The 20,149-nt window shown below is 38.5% G+C and carries 22 protein-coding genes and 1 pseudogene; 20 read left to right on the plus strand and 3 right to left on the minus strand.

Features of this window, described 5'->3' with window-relative positions:
• The first annotated feature begins 53 nt into the window (after positions 1-53).
• The 7 genes and pseudogenes from J2Z26_RS14830 to sda all read left to right on the plus strand — a co-directional run bounded on the left by J2Z26_RS14830 (position 54) and on the right by sda (position 5,637).
• Entirely contained in the window at positions 54-1,910 is a 1,857-nt protein-coding gene (locus J2Z26_RS14830) for a GAF domain-containing sensor histidine kinase (protein WP_319638018.1), read from the plus strand.
• Positions 1,885-2,535 carry a response regulator gene (locus J2Z26_RS14835; protein WP_193534731.1) on the plus strand — a complete coding sequence of 217 codons (651 nt, stop codon included), beginning with the start codon at positions 1,885-1,887 and terminating at the stop codon, positions 2,533-2,535. Before J2Z26_RS14830 ends, J2Z26_RS14835 begins: the two co-directional genes overlap by 26 nt.
• 419 nt (positions 2,536-2,954) lie before the next feature.
• Positions 2,955-3,641 carry a cobalamin B12-binding domain-containing protein gene (locus tag J2Z26_RS14840; RefSeq protein WP_193534730.1) on the plus strand — a complete coding sequence of 229 codons (687 nt, stop codon included), beginning with the start codon at positions 2,955-2,957 and terminating at the stop codon, positions 3,639-3,641.
• Positions 3,628-4,734 (plus strand): two-component system sensor histidine kinase NtrB, encoded by a 1,107-nt coding sequence (locus J2Z26_RS14845; protein WP_193534729.1) that lies wholly within the window; start codon positions 3,628-3,630, stop codon positions 4,732-4,734. The genes J2Z26_RS14840 and J2Z26_RS14845 overlap by 14 nt, the downstream gene beginning before the upstream one ends.
• A 17-nt stretch (positions 4,735-4,751) precedes the next feature.
• A pseudogene (locus tag J2Z26_RS14850) lies at positions 4,752-5,061 on the plus strand (antibiotic biosynthesis monooxygenase family protein).
• Positions 5,058-5,429, plus strand: coding sequence for a hypothetical protein (locus J2Z26_RS14855; RefSeq protein WP_193534728.1), 372 nt, complete (start codon positions 5,058-5,060; stop codon positions 5,427-5,429). Before J2Z26_RS14850 ends, J2Z26_RS14855 begins: the two are co-directional and overlap by 4 nt.
• 7 nt (positions 5,430-5,436) lie before the next feature.
• Positions 5,437-5,637, plus strand: a complete 201-nt coding sequence (sda, locus tag J2Z26_RS14860; RefSeq protein ID WP_193534727.1) for a sporulation histidine kinase inhibitor Sda — start codon at positions 5,437-5,439, stop codon at positions 5,635-5,637.
• A gap of 822 nt (positions 5,638-6,459) precedes the next feature.
• Here the strand turns inward: sda and J2Z26_RS14865 are convergent.
• Complete coding sequence (locus tag J2Z26_RS14865) at positions 6,460-7,005, minus strand: DoxX family membrane protein (RefSeq protein WP_193534726.1); 546 nt, start codon at positions 7,003-7,005, stop codon at positions 6,460-6,462.
• 346 nt (positions 7,006-7,351) lie between these two features.
• Here J2Z26_RS14865 and J2Z26_RS14870 point away from each other — a divergent pair, with 346 nt between their 5' ends.
• From J2Z26_RS14870 to J2Z26_RS14900, 7 genes are all read left to right on the plus strand, one after another.
• A complete protein-coding gene (locus tag J2Z26_RS14870) occupies positions 7,352-8,713 on the plus strand; it encodes a cytochrome ubiquinol oxidase subunit I (RefSeq protein ID WP_193534725.1) in 1,362 nt (453 codons plus the stop codon).
• A 12-nt stretch (positions 8,714-8,725) separates the two neighbouring features.
• A complete protein-coding gene (locus J2Z26_RS14875) occupies positions 8,726-9,760 on the plus strand; it encodes a cytochrome d ubiquinol oxidase subunit II (protein ID WP_193534724.1) in 1,035 nt (344 codons plus the stop codon).
• Positions 9,761-9,858: 98 nt separating this feature from the next.
• Positions 9,859-10,077, plus strand: a complete 219-nt coding sequence (locus J2Z26_RS14880; RefSeq protein WP_193534723.1) for a hypothetical protein — start codon at positions 9,859-9,861, stop codon at positions 10,075-10,077.
• A gap of 13 nt (positions 10,078-10,090) precedes the next feature.
• The gene (locus J2Z26_RS14885; RefSeq protein ID WP_193534722.1) at positions 10,091-10,402 is read left to right on the plus strand and encodes a spore coat protein; all 312 of its coding nucleotides are present in this window, start codon (positions 10,091-10,093) and stop codon (positions 10,400-10,402) included.
• 28 nt (positions 10,403-10,430) lie between these two features.
• Positions 10,431-11,132 carry a Dps family protein gene (locus J2Z26_RS14890; protein WP_209794363.1) on the plus strand — a complete coding sequence of 234 codons (702 nt, stop codon included), beginning with the start codon at positions 10,431-10,433 and terminating at the stop codon, positions 11,130-11,132.
• A 798-nt stretch (positions 11,133-11,930) separates the two neighbouring features.
• The gene (gene yidC, locus J2Z26_RS14895) at positions 11,931-12,713 is read left to right on the plus strand and encodes a membrane protein insertase YidC (protein WP_227413605.1); all 783 of its coding nucleotides are present in this window, start codon (positions 11,931-11,933) and stop codon (positions 12,711-12,713) included.
• A gap of 81 nt (positions 12,714-12,794) precedes the next feature.
• Positions 12,795-13,493 carry a Type 1 glutamine amidotransferase-like domain-containing protein gene (locus tag J2Z26_RS14900; protein ID WP_193534721.1) on the plus strand — a complete coding sequence of 233 codons (699 nt, stop codon included), beginning with the start codon at positions 12,795-12,797 and terminating at the stop codon, positions 13,491-13,493.
• A gap of 67 nt (positions 13,494-13,560) precedes the next feature.
• Here the strand turns inward: J2Z26_RS14900 and J2Z26_RS14905 are convergent, their stop codons facing one another.
• Positions 13,561-14,103, minus strand: coding sequence for a DoxX family membrane protein (locus J2Z26_RS14905; RefSeq protein ID WP_193534720.1), 543 nt, complete (start codon positions 14,101-14,103; stop codon positions 13,561-13,563).
• 255 nt (positions 14,104-14,358) lie between these two features.
• Between J2Z26_RS14905 and J2Z26_RS14910 the strand changes: the two genes are divergently transcribed.
• Entirely contained in the window at positions 14,359-14,907 is a 549-nt protein-coding gene (locus J2Z26_RS14910) for a hypothetical protein (protein WP_193534719.1), read from the plus strand.
• A gap of 80 nt (positions 14,908-14,987) precedes the next feature.
• On the opposite strand, the gene J2Z26_RS14915 is transcribed toward J2Z26_RS14910, so the two are convergent.
• Positions 14,988-15,827 (minus strand): RMD1 family protein, encoded by an 840-nt coding sequence (locus J2Z26_RS14915; RefSeq protein WP_193534718.1) that lies wholly within the window; start codon positions 15,825-15,827, stop codon positions 14,988-14,990.
• Between the two features lie 150 nt (positions 15,828-15,977).
• Between J2Z26_RS14915 and J2Z26_RS14920 the strand changes: the two genes are divergently transcribed.
• The 5 genes from J2Z26_RS14920 to J2Z26_RS14940 all read left to right on the plus strand — a co-directional run bounded on the left by J2Z26_RS14920 (position 15,978) and on the right by J2Z26_RS14940 (position 20,126).
• Positions 15,978-16,457, plus strand: a complete 480-nt coding sequence (locus tag J2Z26_RS14920) for a GNAT family N-acetyltransferase (RefSeq protein ID WP_193534717.1) — start codon at positions 15,978-15,980, stop codon at positions 16,455-16,457.
• Between the two features lie 79 nt (positions 16,458-16,536).
• Positions 16,537-16,683 (plus strand): hypothetical protein, encoded by a 147-nt coding sequence (locus J2Z26_RS14925; RefSeq protein ID WP_193534716.1) that lies wholly within the window; start codon positions 16,537-16,539, stop codon positions 16,681-16,683.
• A gap of 118 nt (positions 16,684-16,801) precedes the next feature.
• Positions 16,802-17,437 (plus strand): FMN-dependent NADH-azoreductase, encoded by a 636-nt coding sequence (locus J2Z26_RS14930; protein WP_193534794.1) that lies wholly within the window; start codon positions 16,802-16,804, stop codon positions 17,435-17,437.
• Positions 17,438-17,826: 389 nt separating this feature from the next.
• Positions 17,827-18,555 (plus strand): tetratricopeptide repeat protein, encoded by a 729-nt coding sequence (locus tag J2Z26_RS14935; RefSeq protein ID WP_193534715.1) that lies wholly within the window; start codon positions 17,827-17,829, stop codon positions 18,553-18,555.
• A gap of 140 nt (positions 18,556-18,695) precedes the next feature.
• A complete protein-coding gene (locus tag J2Z26_RS14940) occupies positions 18,696-20,126 on the plus strand; it encodes a S8 family serine peptidase (RefSeq protein WP_193534714.1) in 1,431 nt (476 codons plus the stop codon).
• Positions 20,127-20,149: the final 23 nt, after the last annotated feature.

Below are 20,149 nucleotides of genomic sequence, written 5' to 3' on the forward strand. Positions count from 1 at the left end.
TCTTAACTTTAGCTCTAATAAAACCCATGTCCCATCCAAACAGGAGGAGCGTTGTGAAACAAAAAATGACCTTGCAGAATAGGGAGAAGCTTTCAAAATTGTACATGACAGCCGTTAGTATAGTTGGGTGGCTCGTCATCCTAACAAGCTTGTTTACCTTAGAAAAACCAAGAGACATTTTCGTCTTCATCCTTCTCACCGTTTTTTTAGCCGTATGTGAGTACTACCCAATGCCAGTGTGGAAAGGATTTAGCTCGATTGTCTTTCCTTTCGTCTATGTGTTGTACATACTATTTGGCCTATCAAACACAATTGTTGTCTTTGCCCTAGCCGTATTGGCTGTGAATATTGCTCAGCGCAGGCCACTTAGGACAATTAGCTTTAATCCAGCTCAATTTGTGCTCAGCTTCCTACTTGCTGAACGAATAGTCTATTATATGCAAATCCCTTTTCTCCAACAAACAACAATCACAAGTAATATTGCAGAATATTTCTTGCTGCTGTTCTTATTCTATTTTTTCAATAACATCTTTGTGGACATCGTTTTACTTGTTCGGCCACAGCCTTATCCATTCTCAGTCTGGAAACAAAAAACACTGATGGAATTAAATAGTGCCACAATCTCCCTAGTATATGGATCACTGCTATTTTTCCTAGGAAGTCAAAATCGTGGAGAAATTGACGTAGCAGCATACTTCTTTTTCTTCTCACCTTTAGTTGGTCTCTCGCTCCTAAGCTCAGTGATTGTTCGGTTAAAAAATGAAAAGAAGCGTCTAGATGCACTTTTTTCTATTACCTCGGAACTGAATCGACTGCTACCAACCAAGGAATGGGCGGCAGTCCTAAAGGATAGTATTAATGATTTTATAAAAGTCGAGGCTAGCGTTCTCTGGGTCAAAGAAGATGGAATGTGGAAACGTCGGATGGAGGCTGGGCCAATCTCTAAGGACCACACCCCCTCGGCCGAGCTTCTATACATCTATGAAAATATGAAAAAACCTAGTATTTACAATGACCGAAGGAAGGCTGATAAGCAGATTGGTAGGTGTTTTACCTCAGAAATAAAAGCGGTCGTCTACTCTCCACTGGTAATCGAAAATGAGACCGTCGGGATGTTTGTCCTAGGCAGAAGCAGAGTGAAAAGCTTTGAGGAAAATGATATTAGCTCCATAGCCACCTTATCCAACCAACTTGCAGCAGTTATCAAAACGAGAATGTTATTTAATGAAAAAGAAAAACGTATTTTGCTAGAGGAACGTAACCGCATTGCTCGTGATATTCATGATGGTGTGGCACAAACGATGGCTGGGGCAGTCATGAAGCTTGAGACCTCACAGCGTAAATTCACCAAGCATCCAGACGAAGCCATTAAACTCGTGGGGGACAGTGTTAGTAAGCTCCGTAGTTGTTTAAAAGAAGTTCGTGAATCGATTTATGCCTTAAGACCCTACCCAACCGAACGAGTAGGCCTAATCACAGCTATTACGAAACGAATTGAATCCATTAAAAATGAATTTCAACAGGAAATTCAATTTGAGATTAGAGGAGAAGAAGTTCAATTAAGCTCGATGGTTGAAAAAGTATTATTTGATACTTGTAACGAAAGTCTGCAAAATTGCATTAAGCATGCAGAAGCCACAAAGATTGATATTCTTCTAAGTTATCAGACAGAACATATTCTTTTAAAAATAAAAGACAATGGCAAGGGCTTCTCCTTGTTTCAAGCGATGATAAAAGCTCAAGATCAGCCTCACTTTGGTATTTTACAAATGAACGATGCATCGGACAAAGTTAATGCAACTCTACAGATTGATAGTAAAGAGGGAGTCGGTACAGAAGTGACAATAACCGTACCAAAAATGGGATTAGAAGGAGGGTATATAGATGATCAAGCTACTGTTAGTGGATGACCATGCCGTGTTAAGAGATGGTTTACGTAATATTTTTGAACTCGAAGATGACATCACCGTTGTAGGTGAGGCTGTATCAGGAGAGGATGCCATCGAAAAAGTGAAGACCTGTCAGCCTGATGTTGTGTTAATGGATATTAACATGCCGAAAAAGAATGGGGTAGAGGTTACGGGAATTTTAAAGAAGCAGTACCCGGGGATCAAAGTTCTCGTGTTAACGATGCATAGCCATGATGAATTTTTTATGGCAGCCATTCGAGAAGGTGCAGACGGCTATTTATTAAAAGACGCTCCTTCCAACCAAGTCATTGAAGCGATCCGAACTGTAGCTCGCGGTGAGTCTGTCATCCACCCTTCGATGACGAAGAAACTATTAAGCTTCCACCAACAGAATCAACAGGAGCAAGTTCAGGATTCATCTCTTACTGAACGAGAGCGTGAAGTGCTTATGTGTTTAGTAGAGGGCTTAAGCAACAAGGAAATAGCTGAACGGCTTTTTATCAGCGATAAAACTGTGAAAATTCATGTTAGTAAAATCTTTAAGAAGTTTGATGTGAAAAGTCGGTCACAGGTTGTGATTTATGCTGTGCAAAAACAGTTAGTGCCTATGCCGCCTGCGAATTGAGGGGGGGAACTGCACCAATTGGGGTGCAGTTTTGTTGAGTCGAACGCGAATGTTCACTTATCTCCCGAATAATTCCGAAATTGACTCCAAGATTACAATTCTTCAAAAAAGTGGACTCAGATACCGTTATTTCTTCCAAAAGAGGGTTTTGGATAGGCAAAGCGGACTCAGATGCCGCTATTCACTAGAATCATGATCAATTTACCTCGAATTCTAGCAAATAACGGTATCTGAGTCCTAATCTACTCAAAAATAGCCCCAAATACAGATATAACGGCCTCTCAGTCCGAAAATCTCCAGCCACATAACAAATCCTCATTACCCTTTACCAAACTAAAGATGTTGTTTATAATTATCCTTTGCAATAAACTTATACAAGCCTGAATAAATAACAAACAGGGCGGGTGAGTGTAATAATCATGGATCATCATAGAATAAAAGAGTTAGTTCAATATATGTTAATTGGGGACGAGTCCACTTCCTGGAAGCTGATTAGTGAGTGGATTAAGGGAAGAGACAGTGTCTTTCTTTTTGAAGATATATTAGCTGCAGCTATGCGTTATGTTGGGGACTTGTGGGAAATCAATGAGATTACTGTAGCAGATGAACATGTCGCTTCGAATGTTTGTAATCTACTAATTTCTAGATATACATTGGATACGATACCAGCTAATGGTAGTATAGAAAATGAGATACATTCTACTAGTACAACACCGAAGGCAATGCTCTTTTGCATCGAAGGAGAACAACATTCTCTAGGAATGAAGCTAGTATCATCTTTGTTCAAAGAACATGGGTGGGATACTCGTTATCTTGGAGCAAATCTACCAACTAATGATTCTATTATATATGCCAATAGATGGAGACCAGATGTGATTGGGATATCTGTCTCCCTTATTTACAATCTTCCAGCGCTTACGGAATTTTTAAAAAGAATAGACCAATTGGAGTATGAACCAAAAATTATCGTAGGAGGGAGAATCACATCCTTGTATCATTTAGAAAGCGATTGTCCTGAAAATGTCCTTGTACTAAAAGACTTATACAACCTTGAAGCATTGCTTTTAGATAACAAGCTGTGTAATCAACCACATGCAATTACTTAAAAAATCGTTTGAGTTTATTCCGTTTCCGTTTTTTGTGATCGATGCTGATTTTAACATAACAGGAGGATCTGAAGAGGCATTAAGTCAGTTCCCAGCCGCAGCTAACTTTTTAGAATTGGTAGACTTTGGCAGTCGGAAAAAAGCAGAACGCTTTATGAAACCTGTATTTGCTAGCTCAAAAATGGAACTGAATTTAATGACTAAAAATCACTCTCTTCTTCTGTATGATGTATATACTCAGTGGGAAGGCGATGCTCGAATCTTTGTTTTTTGTATTGAAAAACAAGAAAGCATCCAACAGATTCAAGCGATTATTTCAAAGCTTGAAAAACAACTAGAAACTGAGAATCTTACATTGTTAGAAAAACAAGAGCAAATGGAAAATACGTTGAAGAAAATGGAACAGGTCGTCATGCACCATGAGAACCTCAATAATTTCGGGAAAATGGCAGCTAGTATCGCGAATGAGTTAAAGAGACCACTAGTAAGTATTCGTGGATTCCTTCAATTGCTGAAGCCATATCTAATTGAGGTAGAAAAGGACCACTATGCAGATATTGCATTAGAAGAGGTTGATCATGCAAATAACCTAATCTATCAATACCTGAGCACTACTAATCCTTCAGTACCTGAAGTGGAGCAAGTCAATATTCAAAAAATGATCATAGAAGTGATCAACTCTACTCAAGGCTTAGCTTCAAATTTCCATTGTGAATTAAATTATATGAAGGAACAAATCCTCCCTGTAATAGACATCGATCCAAAGCAAATCAAGCAAGTCATGTATAACTTAATTACGAATGCTTTTGATGCCATTGAAGGTAGTGAAAATACAGGAAATGGTCAAATCACCATCCGAACCCTGCTTACAAAAAATACCCTGCAAATATCTGTCCAAGATAATGGGAAAGGTATGGACATGGAAACAAAGAAAAGACTGTTCACTCCGTTTTTTACTACAAAAGAAAAAGGGACAGGCATTGGGTTAGCTGTTTGTCTGAAAATTATTCAAAACCATGGTGGTATTATTGAAGTGCTAAGTAAACCTGGTGAAGGGTCTACTTTTATTATTGTACTTCCGATAGAACTATAGATTTGGAGATGAAGCAAGTGTATATTGTTCATTCAACCTTTGAAATTCCAGCAATGGATAAGGTGGAGGAAGTTATACAGATCTATAAAAACCGTTCTCGCTCAGTGGACAAAGCAGAAGGGTTTTTTGCAATTTCAGCTATTGCAAAATCAAAAGAAACCAAACTATTTAACTGTACAATTAACCTTCGACACGAAGGAGAGTTATATGAAATGGGTAACAAGTGAAGAATTTAAGAAAATTCATGAGCTTGAAAAAAAATACCCGGACCAAGAACTTGCACAAGTGATACCAAAAGTGGAACAATATAAGGTGGTGGCAACATGAGCACCTATAACATAGATTCAATTATTGATGAGGTTGTATCCGATATTTACGCTGCTTATCCCGAATTACTTACAAGATTCGGTGAACATGGTAAAAAGAAATGCCGTGAAGACAATCAGCATCATTTTAATACACTTGAAGTGGCCTATAAATTAAACAATGACCAAGCGTTCCTTGATTATACGGAGTGGTTAAACACACTATTAACCAGCCGTGGCATGAAATCAGAGCACATCATTGATAATTATATAAGAATAAAACAAGCAATAGCTGGTAAAGGACTCGAAGGTAAAGAAGATTTTTACCATGAATGCTTATCAAAAGCCATACAAGTTTTAGAGAACAAAGCAGTGCCTGAGCCAGGTTGACTAGCTAATGCTATCATTACTTCTAGAGAGTAATAATAAAGACAAAGGGGTAAATCTAGAGTTGAAGATATCAGATTCGAAGTTAATTGAAGCTTATTATAGTGCCATAGAATTGAAGTTGAGTCATGAGTTCATTTCTATGTTAGAAGAAGAATTACGTAAGAGGAACCTTACAGAACAACTAGAATCTCGCGTAATGCAAAAATAGAGAATAATGTATAAGCCAAGCATTTTTTATCCCTTACAAACTAGGATCGCAGCTTATATAATTTAAAATAGATGATGGATCCTGCTAAGAAAATGGCGGGATTTTTTTATTGAAATAATCCTGGTAGATGGGTATAGGAGTAAATTTGCAATAATATGATGGCGTAAGTGAGTTTATGAGCCCTCGAAAGAGCAAAATGATCAAGTAGAAGTCACATAAATGAGTTTATGAGCCCTCGAAAGAGCAAAAAGAACAAATAGAGGTCGCATAAATGAGTATATGAGCCCTCGAAAGAGCAAAAAGAACAAATGGAGGTCGGATAAATGAGTTTATGAGCCCTCGAAAGAGCAAAATGATCAAGTAGAGGTCGCATAAATGAGTTTATGAGCCCTCGAAAGAGCAAAATAATCAAGCAGAGGTCACATAAATGAGTTTATGAGCCCTCGAAAGAGCAAAATGATCAAGTAGAGGTCGCATAAATGAGTTTATGAGCCCTCGAAAGAGCAAAAAGAACAAATAGAGGTCGCATAAATGAGTATATGAGCCCTCGAAAGAGCAAAATGAACAAGTACAGGTCACATAAATGAGTTTATGAGCCCTCGAAAGAGCAAAATCAACAGTATAGGTCACATAAAGTTTCAATGGTACAGAGAATCATTTCATTTCCCTTAACACTCTTTATTTACCTAGCAAGTACGATAAACATTGAAAAAGCTTAGAGAACTAATCTCTAAGCCTTTTAATGTTTATATATGACTCTCAAAAAGTCCCTCCCCCACCATCGGGTATGGTGGGAGGTTAGAGGGCAATGGAGGAATCAAACTAAGCAAGTTTTTCTTCTACAGTGCCTGTAGTAGTGCCTGTTTTATCATTTTTGTTGATTTTGAAGTTAGCTACTTTTCTTAAATATGGTAGTACGAAGTAGTCTGCACCGTAGCGGCCAGCGTTAGCACCTGCAGCTAGGACAATCACACCAAGTAAGATCATTTCAGGGTTTGTGCTCACTGTACCAGCGAACATGAACATGAAGTTCATCATTAGCCCGAAGAATGCAGCTGCAGTTGTTAAGCAACCTAGAAGTAATCCAAGACCTACTAGGAATTCTCCCCAAGGTATTAAGAAATTGATTAGTCCAACATTCGGAAGTGCAAAACCTTCTATGAACGCGTTATACATTGGGTAGATGGCTTCACCAGTTCCTTTATCTAGTACTGGATTTGCAACAGCATTTCCTAGATATCCACCTGCATCAAATCCACCAGTAATTTTTCCCCAACCTGCTGTCATCCAGCTCCAACCAAGAAATATACGAATAAGTGCTAAAGCTCCAGCTACGATACGGTTTTCTCTTAAGAAGTTGTTAATCATTTTGATCCTCTCCTTGAAGGATTTATTTGTTTTTCTTTACACTTAAATCATAATCGATTGTGAAGGGTTTCACAATATACTTGTGAATTAGTTCACAATCTATTCATAAAGATTTGAACAATTTGTTTCATTCAAAAAAAGAGCAAGGAAACAGGCACTGAGACTGGTGGACATGGGGCCAGGAGAACCGTCCCCTTGGCACCACCTTGGCACCTCCCTTTGGCACCTCCACAACGAAAAAATTTTTTACATATTAATGGTTTAATTGGAAATAATTATCAAGATGTTATCACGATAGGAACCAGGGGGACTGTCCCCATGGCTCTCACGAGAGGATGTATGTAAGATGGATGACTTACTGTTAGCCCGTTCATTATTCGGGACAACGATGGCCTTTCATATCATTTTTGCAACGATAGGGGTCGGCCTGCCATTGATGATGTTAATTGCAGAGCTTCTTTATCAAAAAACAAAGGATCAAGAGTATGTGGTAATGGCCAAGCGTTGGACGAAAACCTTTGCGGTACTGTTGGGAGTTGGTATTCCGACAGGAACGATTGCCGGCGTGCAGTTATCTCTGCTTTGGCCCGGTTTTATGGAAGTGGTCGGTCGAGTAATGCCTCTGCCTTTCCAAATTGAAATGTATGCATTTTTTATTGAGGCACTCTTCATGTCAATCTATGTATACGCTGCCGAAAGAATTGCTCCGTGGATGCGGATTCTAAGCTTGACCCTAGTAGCTATTGGAGCACTAGCTTCAGCTGTATTAATTACAAATGTCCATGCCTTCCAAGGGACACCAAGAGGATTCCGTTATGAAAATGGTCAGTATGTTGATATTGATCCGTGGGCTGCTTTTTTTAACCCAAGCTTCTTCGTAACAGCCGGGCATGTTGCTTTATCAGCGTACGTGGTTGGGGCGTTTGTTGTGACATCAGTGGCTGCTTATAAAATGATGAAAAATGAAGCAGGATCGCGCGTCTATAACTTTCATAAAAAAGCACTAAAGATAAGCCTAATTGTTGGTGGAATCTTCGCCTTTTTTACCGCGACAAATGGACATGAAGCCGCGCAATATTTACATGAATACCAACCTGAGAAGCTTGCTGCTGCGGAAGGGTTATTTGAGACACAATCACATGCACCACTTGCCATTGGTGGTTTTACGGATAGAGAAACACAGACCATAAAGTGGGGAATCGAAATTCCTTGGGCACTGAGTTATCTTGCTGGAGATAGCTTTGACACAGTTGTTGTAGGGTTAAATGATTTTCCAGAAGCAATGTGGCCTCCGCTATTTGTCCATACCTTATTTAATGCAATGGTTGGGATTGGCACTCTGCTGATCTTAGTACCGCTTTTCGTGTTTGCTTGGCGAAAAATACTAAAGAAAGACTACTATCCGAAGTGGATGCTTTGGGGACTAGTGACCATGGGTCCATTGGCAGTACTTGCGATTGAGTTTGGGTGGGTATTTGCGTGTACAGGACGTCAGCCGTGGGTCATTTACCGAGTCCTAACCACTGCTGCGGCATCAACGACCGCTACCAACTTAAACGTATTATTCATCTCATTTATCATTGTTTACATTATCTTAGGGATTGCTGTCGTCTCGGTATTGCTCTACTTCTTTAGAAGAAACACAGAATTAGACGATCTCGAACGAGCAGAAAAAAAGGGAGTCCCATTATTCAGTTCAAATTCATAGGAGGTTATGCGTATGGCTGATGCTCTTCTCGCAATTACCGTACTCTGGGGATTCGTCTTTATCTATGCAATTATGGCGACTATGGATTTTGGTGCCGGCTTTTGGGCAATGGTCTATATAAACCGTGAAAAAACAAAAGCCACGAATATTGCAAACCGCTATTTATCTCCTACGTGGGAAGTGACCAACACATTCATCGTTGCTTTAGTTATTGCTGTTTATAGCCTGTTCCCTAGGGCTGCATACAGCCTAGGTACAATTTTACTTATCCCTGGAAGCTTGATTTTACTTTTATTAGCATTGCGAAGTGCATTCTTAGTGTTTTCAAATATTGCGACTGACTATCGAAAGCCACTGACCTACATCTCGGGTATCACAGGTATCATTATCCCAGGGATATTAATAAGTGTTCTGCCTGTTACGCAGGGGCAATATGTAGATGTTAAAGATATTACAGCTAATTTAGACCTTACTGCGTTACTAACAAGTCCCAATGTGTATGCATTTATTGGCTTTGCTATAAGCAGTACACTCTTTCTTTCATCTTTATTATTAGCTGATTACTCAAAAGCTTCAAATGAAATGGAGGCATACCGTGTTTACCTCAGAGACGGTAAGATAATGGGTCCTATTTCTCTAGTGATGGCCTTTCTAATCATGATCACATTACAGAATGAGGCAACCTGGTTATTCGATAAAATGATGGAAGACCTTCCACTCCTGATCTTATCCGTTGCCTTCTTTTTAATTGTTGGAATTGGCCTTTACGCACCAAACCCGTTCCGAAAAGGTGTGAAAGGGATGCCGAGGTTATCGGTGATTGCCGTTACAATTCAGTATTTAATCGCAAGTTATGTCTACGGAAAAGCACATTTGCCATACATTATATATCCTAATGTAACAATCGAGTCAGCTTTTACGGACCCAAATTCATTTAGAGCGGTGTTTATCACCTACATCATTGGCTTTGCGATTTTATTTCCTGGCTTTATTTACTTTTGGAGCTTATTTATGAATGACAAACGCTATTTAAGGCAAAAGGGATAGTCTAATTGTTCCAGTATTTAACGCTTTGTATCTGTGATGAAATGAACTTGCTATGGAAAAAATGTATAGAGTAATTTTATAAAAAAGGAGGCTAAAACATGCCACAGCCACTGACAACAAAAGAAGTAGAGTACATCGTTGATTCTATGTCGAATGAAGATTTGTTAATTAAACAAGCAGTTGTGTCTTTATCACATTCACAAACACCAGCGGTTCAGCAACTATTTCAACAATTATCACAACGTCATCAACAGCATTATGATCAATTGTTATCAACATTACAGCAACATGAATCACTTGCACCAAAAATGCAATAAGGAGGAAACGAACATGAATCAACAGCCTTTACTTCAAGAAAAAGACATTGTCTATTCATACTTAGCTGATTTAAAACGCTCTGCCAGAGAGTATACGACAGCTTGTACAGAATCAAATTGCCCTGAAGTACGACAAGTGTTTCAGCAACTTTTACAAGATACATTAAATCTACAAAACCAAACATATCAATTAATGTCACAGCAAGGCTGGTATAACACATCTTCATCTGCTGCGAATAGTGAAATTACTAAACAAATCCAAACATATCAGCAAACGCAAATGCAAACGAATCAAATGGTACAAAGCAATTTAGGAATGAGCTAATAAAACTTTTAGAAAAGAGGAAACGACATTGCAAAATCAAGAAGAGCAAGGATTTTCACCAGATGAATTTAAATTATCAAAATCAGGCTTTGACCCAGCTATGCCAGGACATAACAATCCACATATGGATAAAATGATCCTTCGTCAAGAGCCTAGAACTGCCAAAAAACAAGGATGTGGCATTAGTCTTCCATATGAGACACGCTTAGAAATGGGCTTACAGTTGGATGAACATTTATGTGCATTAAATGTGGCATTACATCAATATACGAAGCACCACTGGTTAACGGAGGGTGCTGAGTCTTTTGGTAGCCTTCACCATATTTTAGATGAGCATATCGAAGTAACTCAAAAACACATCGATGATGTTGGAGAACGTGTTGCTCGTTTAGGAGTTGTGCCAACAGCCCACCCTGTAACACAACATGAGATTTCGTATATTAAACACGAAGCAGAAGGCCGTTATACAATGCGTGACTTCCTTCGAAACGACCTTGAGCATGAAATCAAAATTCAAGGCATGTTACGAAAAACCATTAAGCGAGCACATGAATTGAATGACTTTGGAACGGTTCAAGTGTTAGAAGAAGTGTTATTAAAACGAGAAGATTTAGGCTATCACATTTGGAGCCTGTTAGAAGATGATACATTAGTTCGTGGAATGAGTCATCTGCTTGACCAAGAAGGTAATATTGCTACTAATCGTCATTTGAATGACAATTTGAATTAATGAATGTGAAAGAGAGGATGAATCGTTGTGAGTTCATCCTTTTTTATTTTGGGCTGAAGAGATTTTTAAGAAAGAATAGGGCTATTCTCAAGAATCCATTGGCTATCGAAGGAAACCTGGAACTCTATCAGCGCACAAGTGCCTGCAGGGTCTCGTGTTAACCTTAAAAAGCAGTGGATTCTGACTCGTTGTCTAGTACTTGAGCTCAACCTGTCCGAATAAGCAGTGGATTCGGACTGGTTGTCCAGTACCCGAGCGCAATCTGTCCGTATAACCTATGGATTGGGACTCGTTGTCCAGAAATCGAGCGCAACCTGTCTGAATAAGCTATGGATTCGAACTCGTTGTTCAGAAATCGAGCGCAACCTGTCTGAATAACCTATATAGAAAAAATGAAACCTAAACTACTTCCCCATCGTATATACATAACAAAGCGAGACATTAAAACCTAATGCCCCACAAATCGAGAGGTGATCATATTGTTTGATTTATTGCTTGAAATATCGAATTTTTCAACAATCTATACAATTTATATGAGCATTCTCTTAGGCATTGCTCTTGTTTACACACTTAAATGGGATCCTAACTTTACGCGCCTAAACTCTCATATTTCAATAAAAGATGAATTTGAATTATACGTCATCTCAAAACTTACGATAAATACAAAAGTGATAAATTGGGTCGTTACTTGGATTCATCACATTATTAAAAAATACATATACTCCGATCTTGATATCGAAGATTCTTTCTTTCTCCTTAAACATTCATAAAGTTTAAAAATGTAGGAGGAAGATAGAGTTGAAGAAGATATTTGGAGTTTTGGTTTTAGTTAGTATTTTTATGCTTTTAACAGGTTGTCAGCAAACTACTGGGAGTGATGTAAACCTATTTCACACATACCTTGTTGAACCTTTTATCATAGCGATTGAGAGCATTGCTGGTGTTTTTAACGATAATTATGGAATAGCGATTATCATCATTACGGTGGTTCTTCGTTTAGTGATCATGCCGTTTATGCTAAAGCAATATAGAGTTCAGCAAGAGATGAAAGGGAAGATGGAATCCCTAAAACCTGAAATGCAAGCCATTCAAGAAAAGCTAAAAGAATCAAAGGATAAAGCAGAACAACAGCAGTTGCAACAAGACATGTTTAAACTTTATCAAAAGCATGGTGTAAATCCGTTAAACATGGGTTGTTTACCGATCCTTATTCAAATGCCAATCTTGATGGGTCTATTTTATGCAATCAGTGGATCACATGAAATTTCGACACATTCATTTCTATGGTTTAGCCTAGGTCAGCCAGATATCATGATTACTGCCATAGCTGGTGTTGTCTACTACCTACAGTTCAAGGTTTCACAAAGCACAATGCCAGTGGAGCAACAGAAGCAGTTTAAATTAATTGGATTACTTTCACCAATTATGATTGTCATTTTCTCGTTTACTGCTCCAGCAGCATTGCCACTTTATTGGGCAGTGGGGGGTCTGTTTTTAATTTTACAGACGGTTGTTAGCAGGAAAATGTATGCTTCTACAATTGGTAAACAGCCAGTGATAGAAACAGCTGGTGAAAAATAAAGATTCGGGATGAAATCTACACAGGGTTTCATCCCTTTTTGTTGAATTGATATTGTAAGATGAAAAAAGGAGAGGACGAACATGAAACAAATCATTGCCATGGGCGGTGGCGGCTTTTCGATGGAGCCGGAAAATCCATTACTAGATACCTATATTCTTAATCAGTCGGGCAAAAACAATCCTAAAATCTGCTTTATTCCAACCGCTAGTGGAGACTCGGACGATTATATTTCTAGATTTTACACCTTTTTTGAAAAACAAGAATGTCAGCCTTCTCACTTATCCTTGTTCAGACCACCAACAAGAGATTTAGAAAGTTTTATTTTAGAAAAAGATATTATTTATGTTGGTGGTGGTAATACGAAGAATCTACTAGTTCTATGGAAAGAGTGGGATCTTGATGTTATTTTTAAAAAAGCATGGGAACAAGGAATTCTTCTAGCGGGTGTTAGTGCTGGGTCTATCTGCTGGTTTGAAGAAGGTGTGACAGATTCCTATGGAGACCGTCTTGAGGCGTTGAAGTGCTTAGGGCTGCTAGAAGGAAGTAACTGTCCACATTATGATGGAGAAAAGGATCGGAGACCATCGTTTCAAGCATTTGTTGACTCTCGAAAAATAACCCCTGGACTCGCAGCAGACGATGGTGTAGCTTTTCATTTTATAGACAAAGAACTCCACAAAATCATTAGCTCTAGACCAAATGCCAAAGCGTATAAGGTCTACAATGAGAACGGAGTAAAAGAAGTAGAACTTGAAACTACGTATTTAGGAAGTTTATAGACCAATAAGGAAGGCTTAGAGAATGGGAATCTCTAAGCCTTTTTAAAAAGGGGGGGGAGTTTTTAAATTAAGCAAGCTTTTCCTTAATAGTACCAGTTGTACCTGTTTTATTATTTTTATTGATTTTGAAATTAGCTACTTTTCTTAAATATGGTAGTACGTAGAAGTCTGCACCATAGCGGCCAGCGTTAGCGCCTGCAGCTAGGATAATTACACCAAGTAAAACCATTTCCGGGTTTGTGCTCACAGTACCAGCGAACATGAACATGAAGTTCATCATGACTCCGAAGAATGCAGCGGCTGTAGTTAAGCAACCTAGTAATAATCCAAGACCTACAAGGAATTCGCCCCAAGGGATTAAGAAGTTGATTAGTCCCACATTCGGAAGCGCAAACCCTTCGATAAACGCGTTATACATTGGGTAGATGGCTTCTCCAGTTCCTTTATCTAGTACTGGGTTTGCAACTGCATTTCCAAGGTATCCATTTGCATCAAATCCACCAGTAATTTTTCCCCAACCAGCTGTCATCCAGCTCCAACCAAGATATATACGAATAAGTGCTAAAACTCCAGCTACGATACGATTTTCTCTTAAAAAGTTGTTAATCATTTTGACTCACTCCTTAAAGGATTTAATTTGTTTTATCTCTATGTCTAAATAATAAACCCTTGTGAAGAGTTTCACAATATACTTGTGAATTAGTTCACAATCTATTCAAAAAGGTTTGAACAATTTGTGTATAGGGGATAAAATGTATCACTGGCTAGAGAAAGAAGGTATTTATTGTAAACAGTCGAATATATAGTATTTGTTAAACATAAGCGAAAACGCTACTTTTTCAAGAAAGATAGGAGTAGATATAAATTGATTACTTTTTTAATTATATTGGCAGAAATTTGCTTTTGGATCTTTATCTTAGCTGGACTTGTGACAAGGTATATTCTTAAAAAAGAGAAGTTAAGTATTTGGCTATTAGGTTCAACACCGCTCATAGACCTATTACTTTTAGTATTCACTGTAATTGATTTGAAAAGTGGTGGACAGGCAACATTTGTACACGCACTTGCCGCGATTTATATCGGGGTATCAATAGCTTTTGGAAAACAAATGATTACATGGGCCGATAGACAATTTAAATACTATGTTTTGAAAATTGATGAAAGACCAGGGAAGCTTTATGGAGTTGAACGTGGAAAGAAAGAAATAGAAGGTTTTTTCAGACATGTACTAGCTTATTTAATTGGTGCTGCTTTGCTAATGGGAATGCATTATTTAGCAAGAAACTCAACAGACACTGAAGCCTTACTGGGTACGTTACGTACATGGTCAGTCGTTCTAGGAATTGATTTTCTTATTTCGTTTAGTTACTATCTGTTTCCTAATTCCAAAAAAGAAAAAGTTAAAAAAGTATAACAAAAGGAAAAGAACCAATGGAAAGCCCATTGGTTCTTTTGCACTTTAAAGCATTGGGGGTCAGGCCCCGGTTGACACAATTAGTACGGGAGCAGGCCGATAATTCCTAAAATAGTTAAGGCAATGTCAAAGAGAATGAGGATTACGATCATCCACTCAACGAATAGGCCTCGAATTGAATGACTTATGGTAGAAAACCCATCCATGATATTATAGAGAATTTCGGTTTTGCTTTTTAGGATTTTATAACGATCGTTTAACTCAAAGAAGTCGACCATGCAGTCGTAAAATTCCCCAGCATTGCTACTCGTCCATGTGATATCTGGTTTGTCCAAAATCATGATATAGGCTAGGGTATTATACTCGTGTCGCACAATTTTAGCAGTTGTTCGTGCCAGTTCTTTATTACCAATTCGTAACTTTCCCTTTTCTAGTCGATCAATCATATTTTCAAGCTTGTCATGGATTTTTCCAAGCTGCTCTTCTGTTTTCTCGAGAGCCACTGATTTAGCAATGACAGTTGAAATCAACTCTGGGTAGAATTCCTCGTAAGTAGGCACCACTACATACTCATCATCGTATTGAATTCGATCGGTCTCCTTAACATGCAATGAATAATCATCTGAATACTTATCAAAATGAGTTAAATCTACTTCAGGCTCAAAGGACTGGATAAACGTTAAAAATTTCTTAATCTCAGCGGGTTCCGAGTAATTGATAAACACAATGCTTCCAAACGAAAAGACCATAATCTGTTGGGTATCCTTCACTTCTTGCGGAAGGATTGACTGCAGGATATCACCTCTTAAAATTAACGGTTCCTCCCACGTGAATTTTTTCGGTATCCCGCAATGAACTGCAATTTTGTTCAAATCAATTTCATGTGTGATTGCAAATGCTTTAAACATGATCGGCTCCATATCGTTCCACTCTTTCTGAAATTGTTTTATTCATTTTATTCTGTGGGTGTTAAAAACATGTCTACGTGGATTTTTAATGAGAAAAGGAAATTGTGATTGGTTGGAGAATAGTATTTTTAGAAGTACCATTGAAAAAAAGTGAGGACATGTATGACAACGATTCAATTAGGTTTTTATAAACCAGAGTACCAAACTATTGTGGAAGATTACTACCTGCCACCAGAGCAGCAAGAATTTACAGCGCTACCTTCTGATGCATTAGAGGCATGTGAAACGGATTCGGAGCGTCATCCAGTTGTTATCCTATACGCGAATCAACCAGCTGGCTTTTTTGTCCTCCATGACTGGGAGGGTGTTAAAACATACAGTGATAATCAAGATGCTATTCTTTTACGAGCTTATTCAGTAAACCATTTGTTTCAAGGTAAAGGGATTGCTAAAAAATCATTAGAGATACTACCTCCATTTGTAAAGGAACATTTTCCGAAGAAAAGAGAAATCATCCTTGCTGTGAACCACGGAAACTCGGTAGCACAACATCTTTACCAAAAGGCAGGCTTTGTTGATAAAGGAATACGAGTAATGGTGAGAAAAGGGGAGCAATTTGTTTTCCATATGAATTTGAAATAGTTTGAAAAATTAGCTTTCCGTTGTGGCAAATAATTAGTAAAATATAGCTAATACTAAGTATGGAGGTGAATACATACAGATGGAATCTAAACCGCTACATTATGATGGAAGTATTCAAAATTCAGAGGCTTACGAGGCTTCTAGCCCGAACGAAACCTTCGTACTTACAGAAGAAATGAGAATGAATATAAGTGGAAATCCTTATGTTCTTGAGAAAAGCGAATAAACACATAACCCTTCTAGGTGTCTTTTAGTGAGACATCTTTTTTTATTTTTAAAAAGCATTAGTTTCTCTCTTTTAGCTAAAACTAAAATGCACAAACAGACGAGAGGAATGATTAGTGATGACTAAAGTCCTATACATAACAGCCCACCCTCATGATGATACAATGTCCTACAGTATGGCGGTAGGTAAAGCGTTTATCGACACATACCGAGAGGCAAATCCAGATCATGAAGTGATTAATCTTGATTTATATTCAATAGATGTACCGGCAATTGATGTTGACGTTTTTAGTGGCTGGGGAAAGCTCCGGTCTGGTCAGGATTTCGAAGCTCTATCTGCTGAAGAAAAAACAAAAGTGGGCCGACTATCCGAACTTTGTGAGCAGTTTATTGCAGCAGACAAGTATGTTTTTGTCACACCACTATGGAACTTCTCTTTCCCACCAGTGATGAAGGCTTATATTGATTCTGTTGCTGTCGCGGGAAAAACCTTTAAGTATACGGAAAAAGGACCAGTGGGACTATTAACAGATAAAAAAGCACTCCATATTCAAGCGAGGGGCGGAATCTACTCAGAAGGACCAGCTGCAGCCATGGAAATGGGTCACCGCTACCTCGATATCATGATGCAATTCTTCGGAGTGCCATCATTTGAAGGCTTATTTGTCGAAGGACATGCTGCAATGCCAGACAAAGCAGAAGAAATTAAGGCAAATGCCATTGCTAGAGCGAAGGATATGGGGAAAACATTCTAATAGGTAGAGATGAAGGATGAAATCAACGGGATTTCATCCTTTTTAGGTGGTTTTATTAGGTATTGCTCTTGGTTATTTCCATTTAATTGGCAATACTTACTTAAAATCACCAAATACTTAACAAAAAACACAATTTACTTAACAAAATTCATAAAATACTTAACAAAATAGCCCAAATACTTAACTAAATCTGATAAAAACTTAATTAAGAACACATAACACCCTTTATTATGCACAAATGTGTCCACCGGGGCCTGACCCCCGGTGCTTTAAAGTGGAAAAGGACCTTCCCAAATTAACATCAAAACAGCTTTAAAGTGTTATACTAAGTTTATTGAGAATAGACCGGTTATAGGAAAAGCTAAAGTTACAATTATGAGGTGCGTTTAATGGATATTGTTAGTGGGCAAAAGGAATTACAATTAATTGACCGTCAAATTAAAGCGGAGCAATATGAAGATGCTGTCAATCATCTTGAAACCTTAATAAAAAATGATGTAAACGGTCAGAACTATCTAGAAGTTCGGCAAATCTATGCAGAGGCACTCCAATCGAACCCAATGTCTGCACCTCTACATGCTACGTATGGGTATTTGTTGCTCCTCAAAGGCTTTGAGGAAGAAGCACTAAAGAGATTGGAAAGGGCACTTAAACTCAATCCAACAAATCAGATCGTAAATAATCACATTCAAAAATTCTATATTGTCATAACAGAGGTAGCTAACCAAAACGAAATTGATAAACTACTAAATAACTCAGGTCCCGAAATTCAAAGATTAGTAAAAAATGCGATGATCAAGGAACTCCATGGTGACATAAAGGAAGCAAAAGAATTTTACCGTAAAGCAGCTCAACTCGATCCAGAAAATAAACTACTATTAATTTTACTTGAAAGAGCAATTGAAAAAGCGCACCCAATGTATCTCCCCCATCGGCTAATGAATAAAATCGGCGGGTCTGGAATCTTTTGGGTCATTGTAATGACCGTTCTTTTTATCGTATATTACATGATGTATTATGTAGCGGCCATTGTAATAGCTATTAGCTACATCTTTTTTCTCGTGTACATATGGAAAACTCCCAAGCTATATAAACGTATTAAAGGTAGGAGGAGATGAGCTACGAGTTCTCTCCCTACTACTTAAGTAGTAAAAAAATAGTACTTTCGCTCACCCCTTTTATGCCCTATGCAGAATAGTACCTATCCCAAAACGGTGCGATAATAGTGAAAACGATTACTGTTAAGGGAGTTGGCGAAATGAAAGGAAAAGCACTACTACTATCAATGCTACTGGCGATAGCAACGATTTTTGGATCCATTTATCCTGCTTCATCTTCAAAAGCAATATCTCTAAGCGAAACCTCCATCATCGATCCCAGCCTACTAAACTTATTATCTATAACTACAGAGTTACAAGAAGTCATTGTTACTTTTAAATCAGAAAACAGTCCTACAAACAATTACCTTGAGATTTTAAAGGGTGTAGGAATAACGCAAGGCTATACATTTCAAAGCTTACCAATGGCTGGAGCACTTGCAACCCCAAGCCAAATTCTAAAGCTTTCTAACAAAAGTCAAGTACACTCCATCTATTTGAATAAAAGTTTACTTTTTAACAACGAAGAGGCGACCGACCTAACCGGTGTTGATCTAGTGCGCACTGATGAAAAAATGAGACAGTTAAACGGCGGCTTACCTGTGTCTGGAAAAGGCATTGGTGTCGTAATTAACGACAGTGGAGTAGATGGAACGCACAAAGACATTCAATATGGTGACCATCTAGTTCAAAACGTACTAGGTTCAACAAATCTTCATGCTATTAATTCACTACTGCCTATTACGTATGTGGAAGATGTACCAACTACAGACCATTCATCAGGACACGGTACACATGTAGCGGGCATTGTTGGTGGAACAGGTGCAATGTCTAGCGGGAAGTACGAAGGTGTAGCACCAGGCGCAAACCTGATTGGCTACGGATCTGGTGCTGCCGTTGCAATGCTAGATACACTAGGTGGATTTGATTATGCACTAACTCACCAACATGAATACAACATCCGTGTCATCACGAACTCATGGGGCGCCACAAGTGATGCAGGTACAGATTTTGATCCGAATGATCCAATCAACATTGCTACAAAAATGCTCTACGACCGCGGGATTGTTACTGTTTTCTCTGCAGGGAACTCGGGCCCAGGCCAATCAACGATCTCTGGTAATTATAAAAAAGCACCATGGGTAGTAACAGTTGCAGCGGGTGATAAAAATGGCAACCTAGCAGACTTTTCTTCACGTGGTGTAAAAGACAAGGGTGGAACAGTCACGATCGATGGTCAAACGTGGAACTGGGAAGACCGTCCAACCGTAACAGCACCTGGAGTAGACATCATTTCAACAAGAGTTATTTCACCAATTACATTATTAGGAGCAACAAAAGACGTTGAATACCTTGACCCAGCACACATCCCGTACTACACAACAATGAGCGGAACATCGATGGCAGCACCACATGTAGCGGGGGTGATAGCATTAATGTTAGAAGCTAACCCTTTACTATCACCAAAAGACGTGAAGCAAATCTTACAATATACAGCTACTACAATGGAAGGTTATGAATCATGGGAAGTAGGAGCGGGCTACGTGAACGCTTATAAAGCAGTAGATATGGCATTTAAGAAAAAGAAATAGTAGTTCATTAGTGGTGTCCTAAA

The sequence above is a fragment of the Cytobacillus luteolus genome (genome assembly GCF_017873715.1).
Taxonomy (GTDB): domain Bacteria; phylum Bacillota; class Bacilli; order Bacillales; family Bacillaceae_L; genus Bacillus_BV; species Bacillus_BV luteola.

Excerpts from the sequence above, each read along its gene's own strand:
- J2Z26_RS14865 (WP_193534726.1), bottom strand. The coding sequence starts at position 7,005 with ATGATTAACAACTTCTTAAGAGAAAACCGTATCGTAGCTGGAGCTTTA.
- J2Z26_RS14885 (WP_193534722.1), top strand. The coding sequence starts at position 10,091 with ATGAATCAACAGCCTTTACTTCAAGAAAAAGACATTGTCTATTCATAC.
- J2Z26_RS14870 (WP_193534725.1), top strand. The coding sequence starts at position 7,352 with ATGGATGACTTACTGTTAGCCCGTTCATTATTCGGGACAACGATGGCC.
- J2Z26_RS14875 (WP_193534724.1), top strand. The coding sequence starts at position 8,726 with ATGGCTGATGCTCTTCTCGCAATTACCGTACTCTGGGGATTCGTCTTT.
- J2Z26_RS14855 (WP_193534728.1), top strand. The coding sequence starts at position 5,058 with ATGAGCACCTATAACATAGATTCAATTATTGATGAGGTTGTATCCGAT.
- J2Z26_RS14880 (WP_193534723.1), top strand. The coding sequence starts at position 9,859 with ATGCCACAGCCACTGACAACAAAAGAAGTAGAGTACATCGTTGATTCT.
- J2Z26_RS14915 (WP_193534718.1), bottom strand. The coding sequence starts at position 15,827 with ATGGAGCCGATCATGTTTAAAGCATTTGCAATCACACATGAAATTGAT.
- J2Z26_RS14905 (WP_193534720.1), bottom strand. The coding sequence starts at position 14,103 with ATGATTAACAACTTTTTAAGAGAAAATCGTATCGTAGCTGGAGTTTTA.
- J2Z26_RS14920 (WP_193534717.1), top strand. The coding sequence starts at position 15,978 with ATGACAACGATTCAATTAGGTTTTTATAAACCAGAGTACCAAACTATT.
- J2Z26_RS14835 (WP_193534731.1), top strand. The coding sequence starts at position 1,885 with ATGATCAAGCTACTGTTAGTGGATGACCATGCCGTGTTAAGAGATGGT.
- J2Z26_RS14900 (WP_193534721.1), top strand. The coding sequence starts at position 12,795 with ATGAAACAAATCATTGCCATGGGCGGTGGCGGCTTTTCGATGGAGCCG.
- J2Z26_RS14925 (WP_193534716.1), top strand. The coding sequence starts at position 16,537 with ATGGAATCTAAACCGCTACATTATGATGGAAGTATTCAAAATTCAGAG.
- J2Z26_RS14940 (WP_193534714.1), top strand. The coding sequence starts at position 18,696 with ATGAAAGGAAAAGCACTACTACTATCAATGCTACTGGCGATAGCAACG.
- J2Z26_RS14935 (WP_193534715.1), top strand. The coding sequence starts at position 17,827 with ATGGATATTGTTAGTGGGCAAAAGGAATTACAATTAATTGACCGTCAA.
- sda (WP_193534727.1), top strand. The coding sequence starts at position 5,437 with ATGCTATCATTACTTCTAGAGAGTAATAATAAAGACAAAGGGGTAAAT.
- J2Z26_RS14845 (WP_193534729.1), top strand. The coding sequence starts at position 3,628 with ATGCAATTACTTAAAAAATCGTTTGAGTTTATTCCGTTTCCGTTTTTT.
- J2Z26_RS14930 (WP_193534794.1), top strand. The coding sequence starts at position 16,802 with ATGACTAAAGTCCTATACATAACAGCCCACCCTCATGATGATACAATG.
- J2Z26_RS14840 (WP_193534730.1), top strand. The coding sequence starts at position 2,955 with ATGGATCATCATAGAATAAAAGAGTTAGTTCAATATATGTTAATTGGG.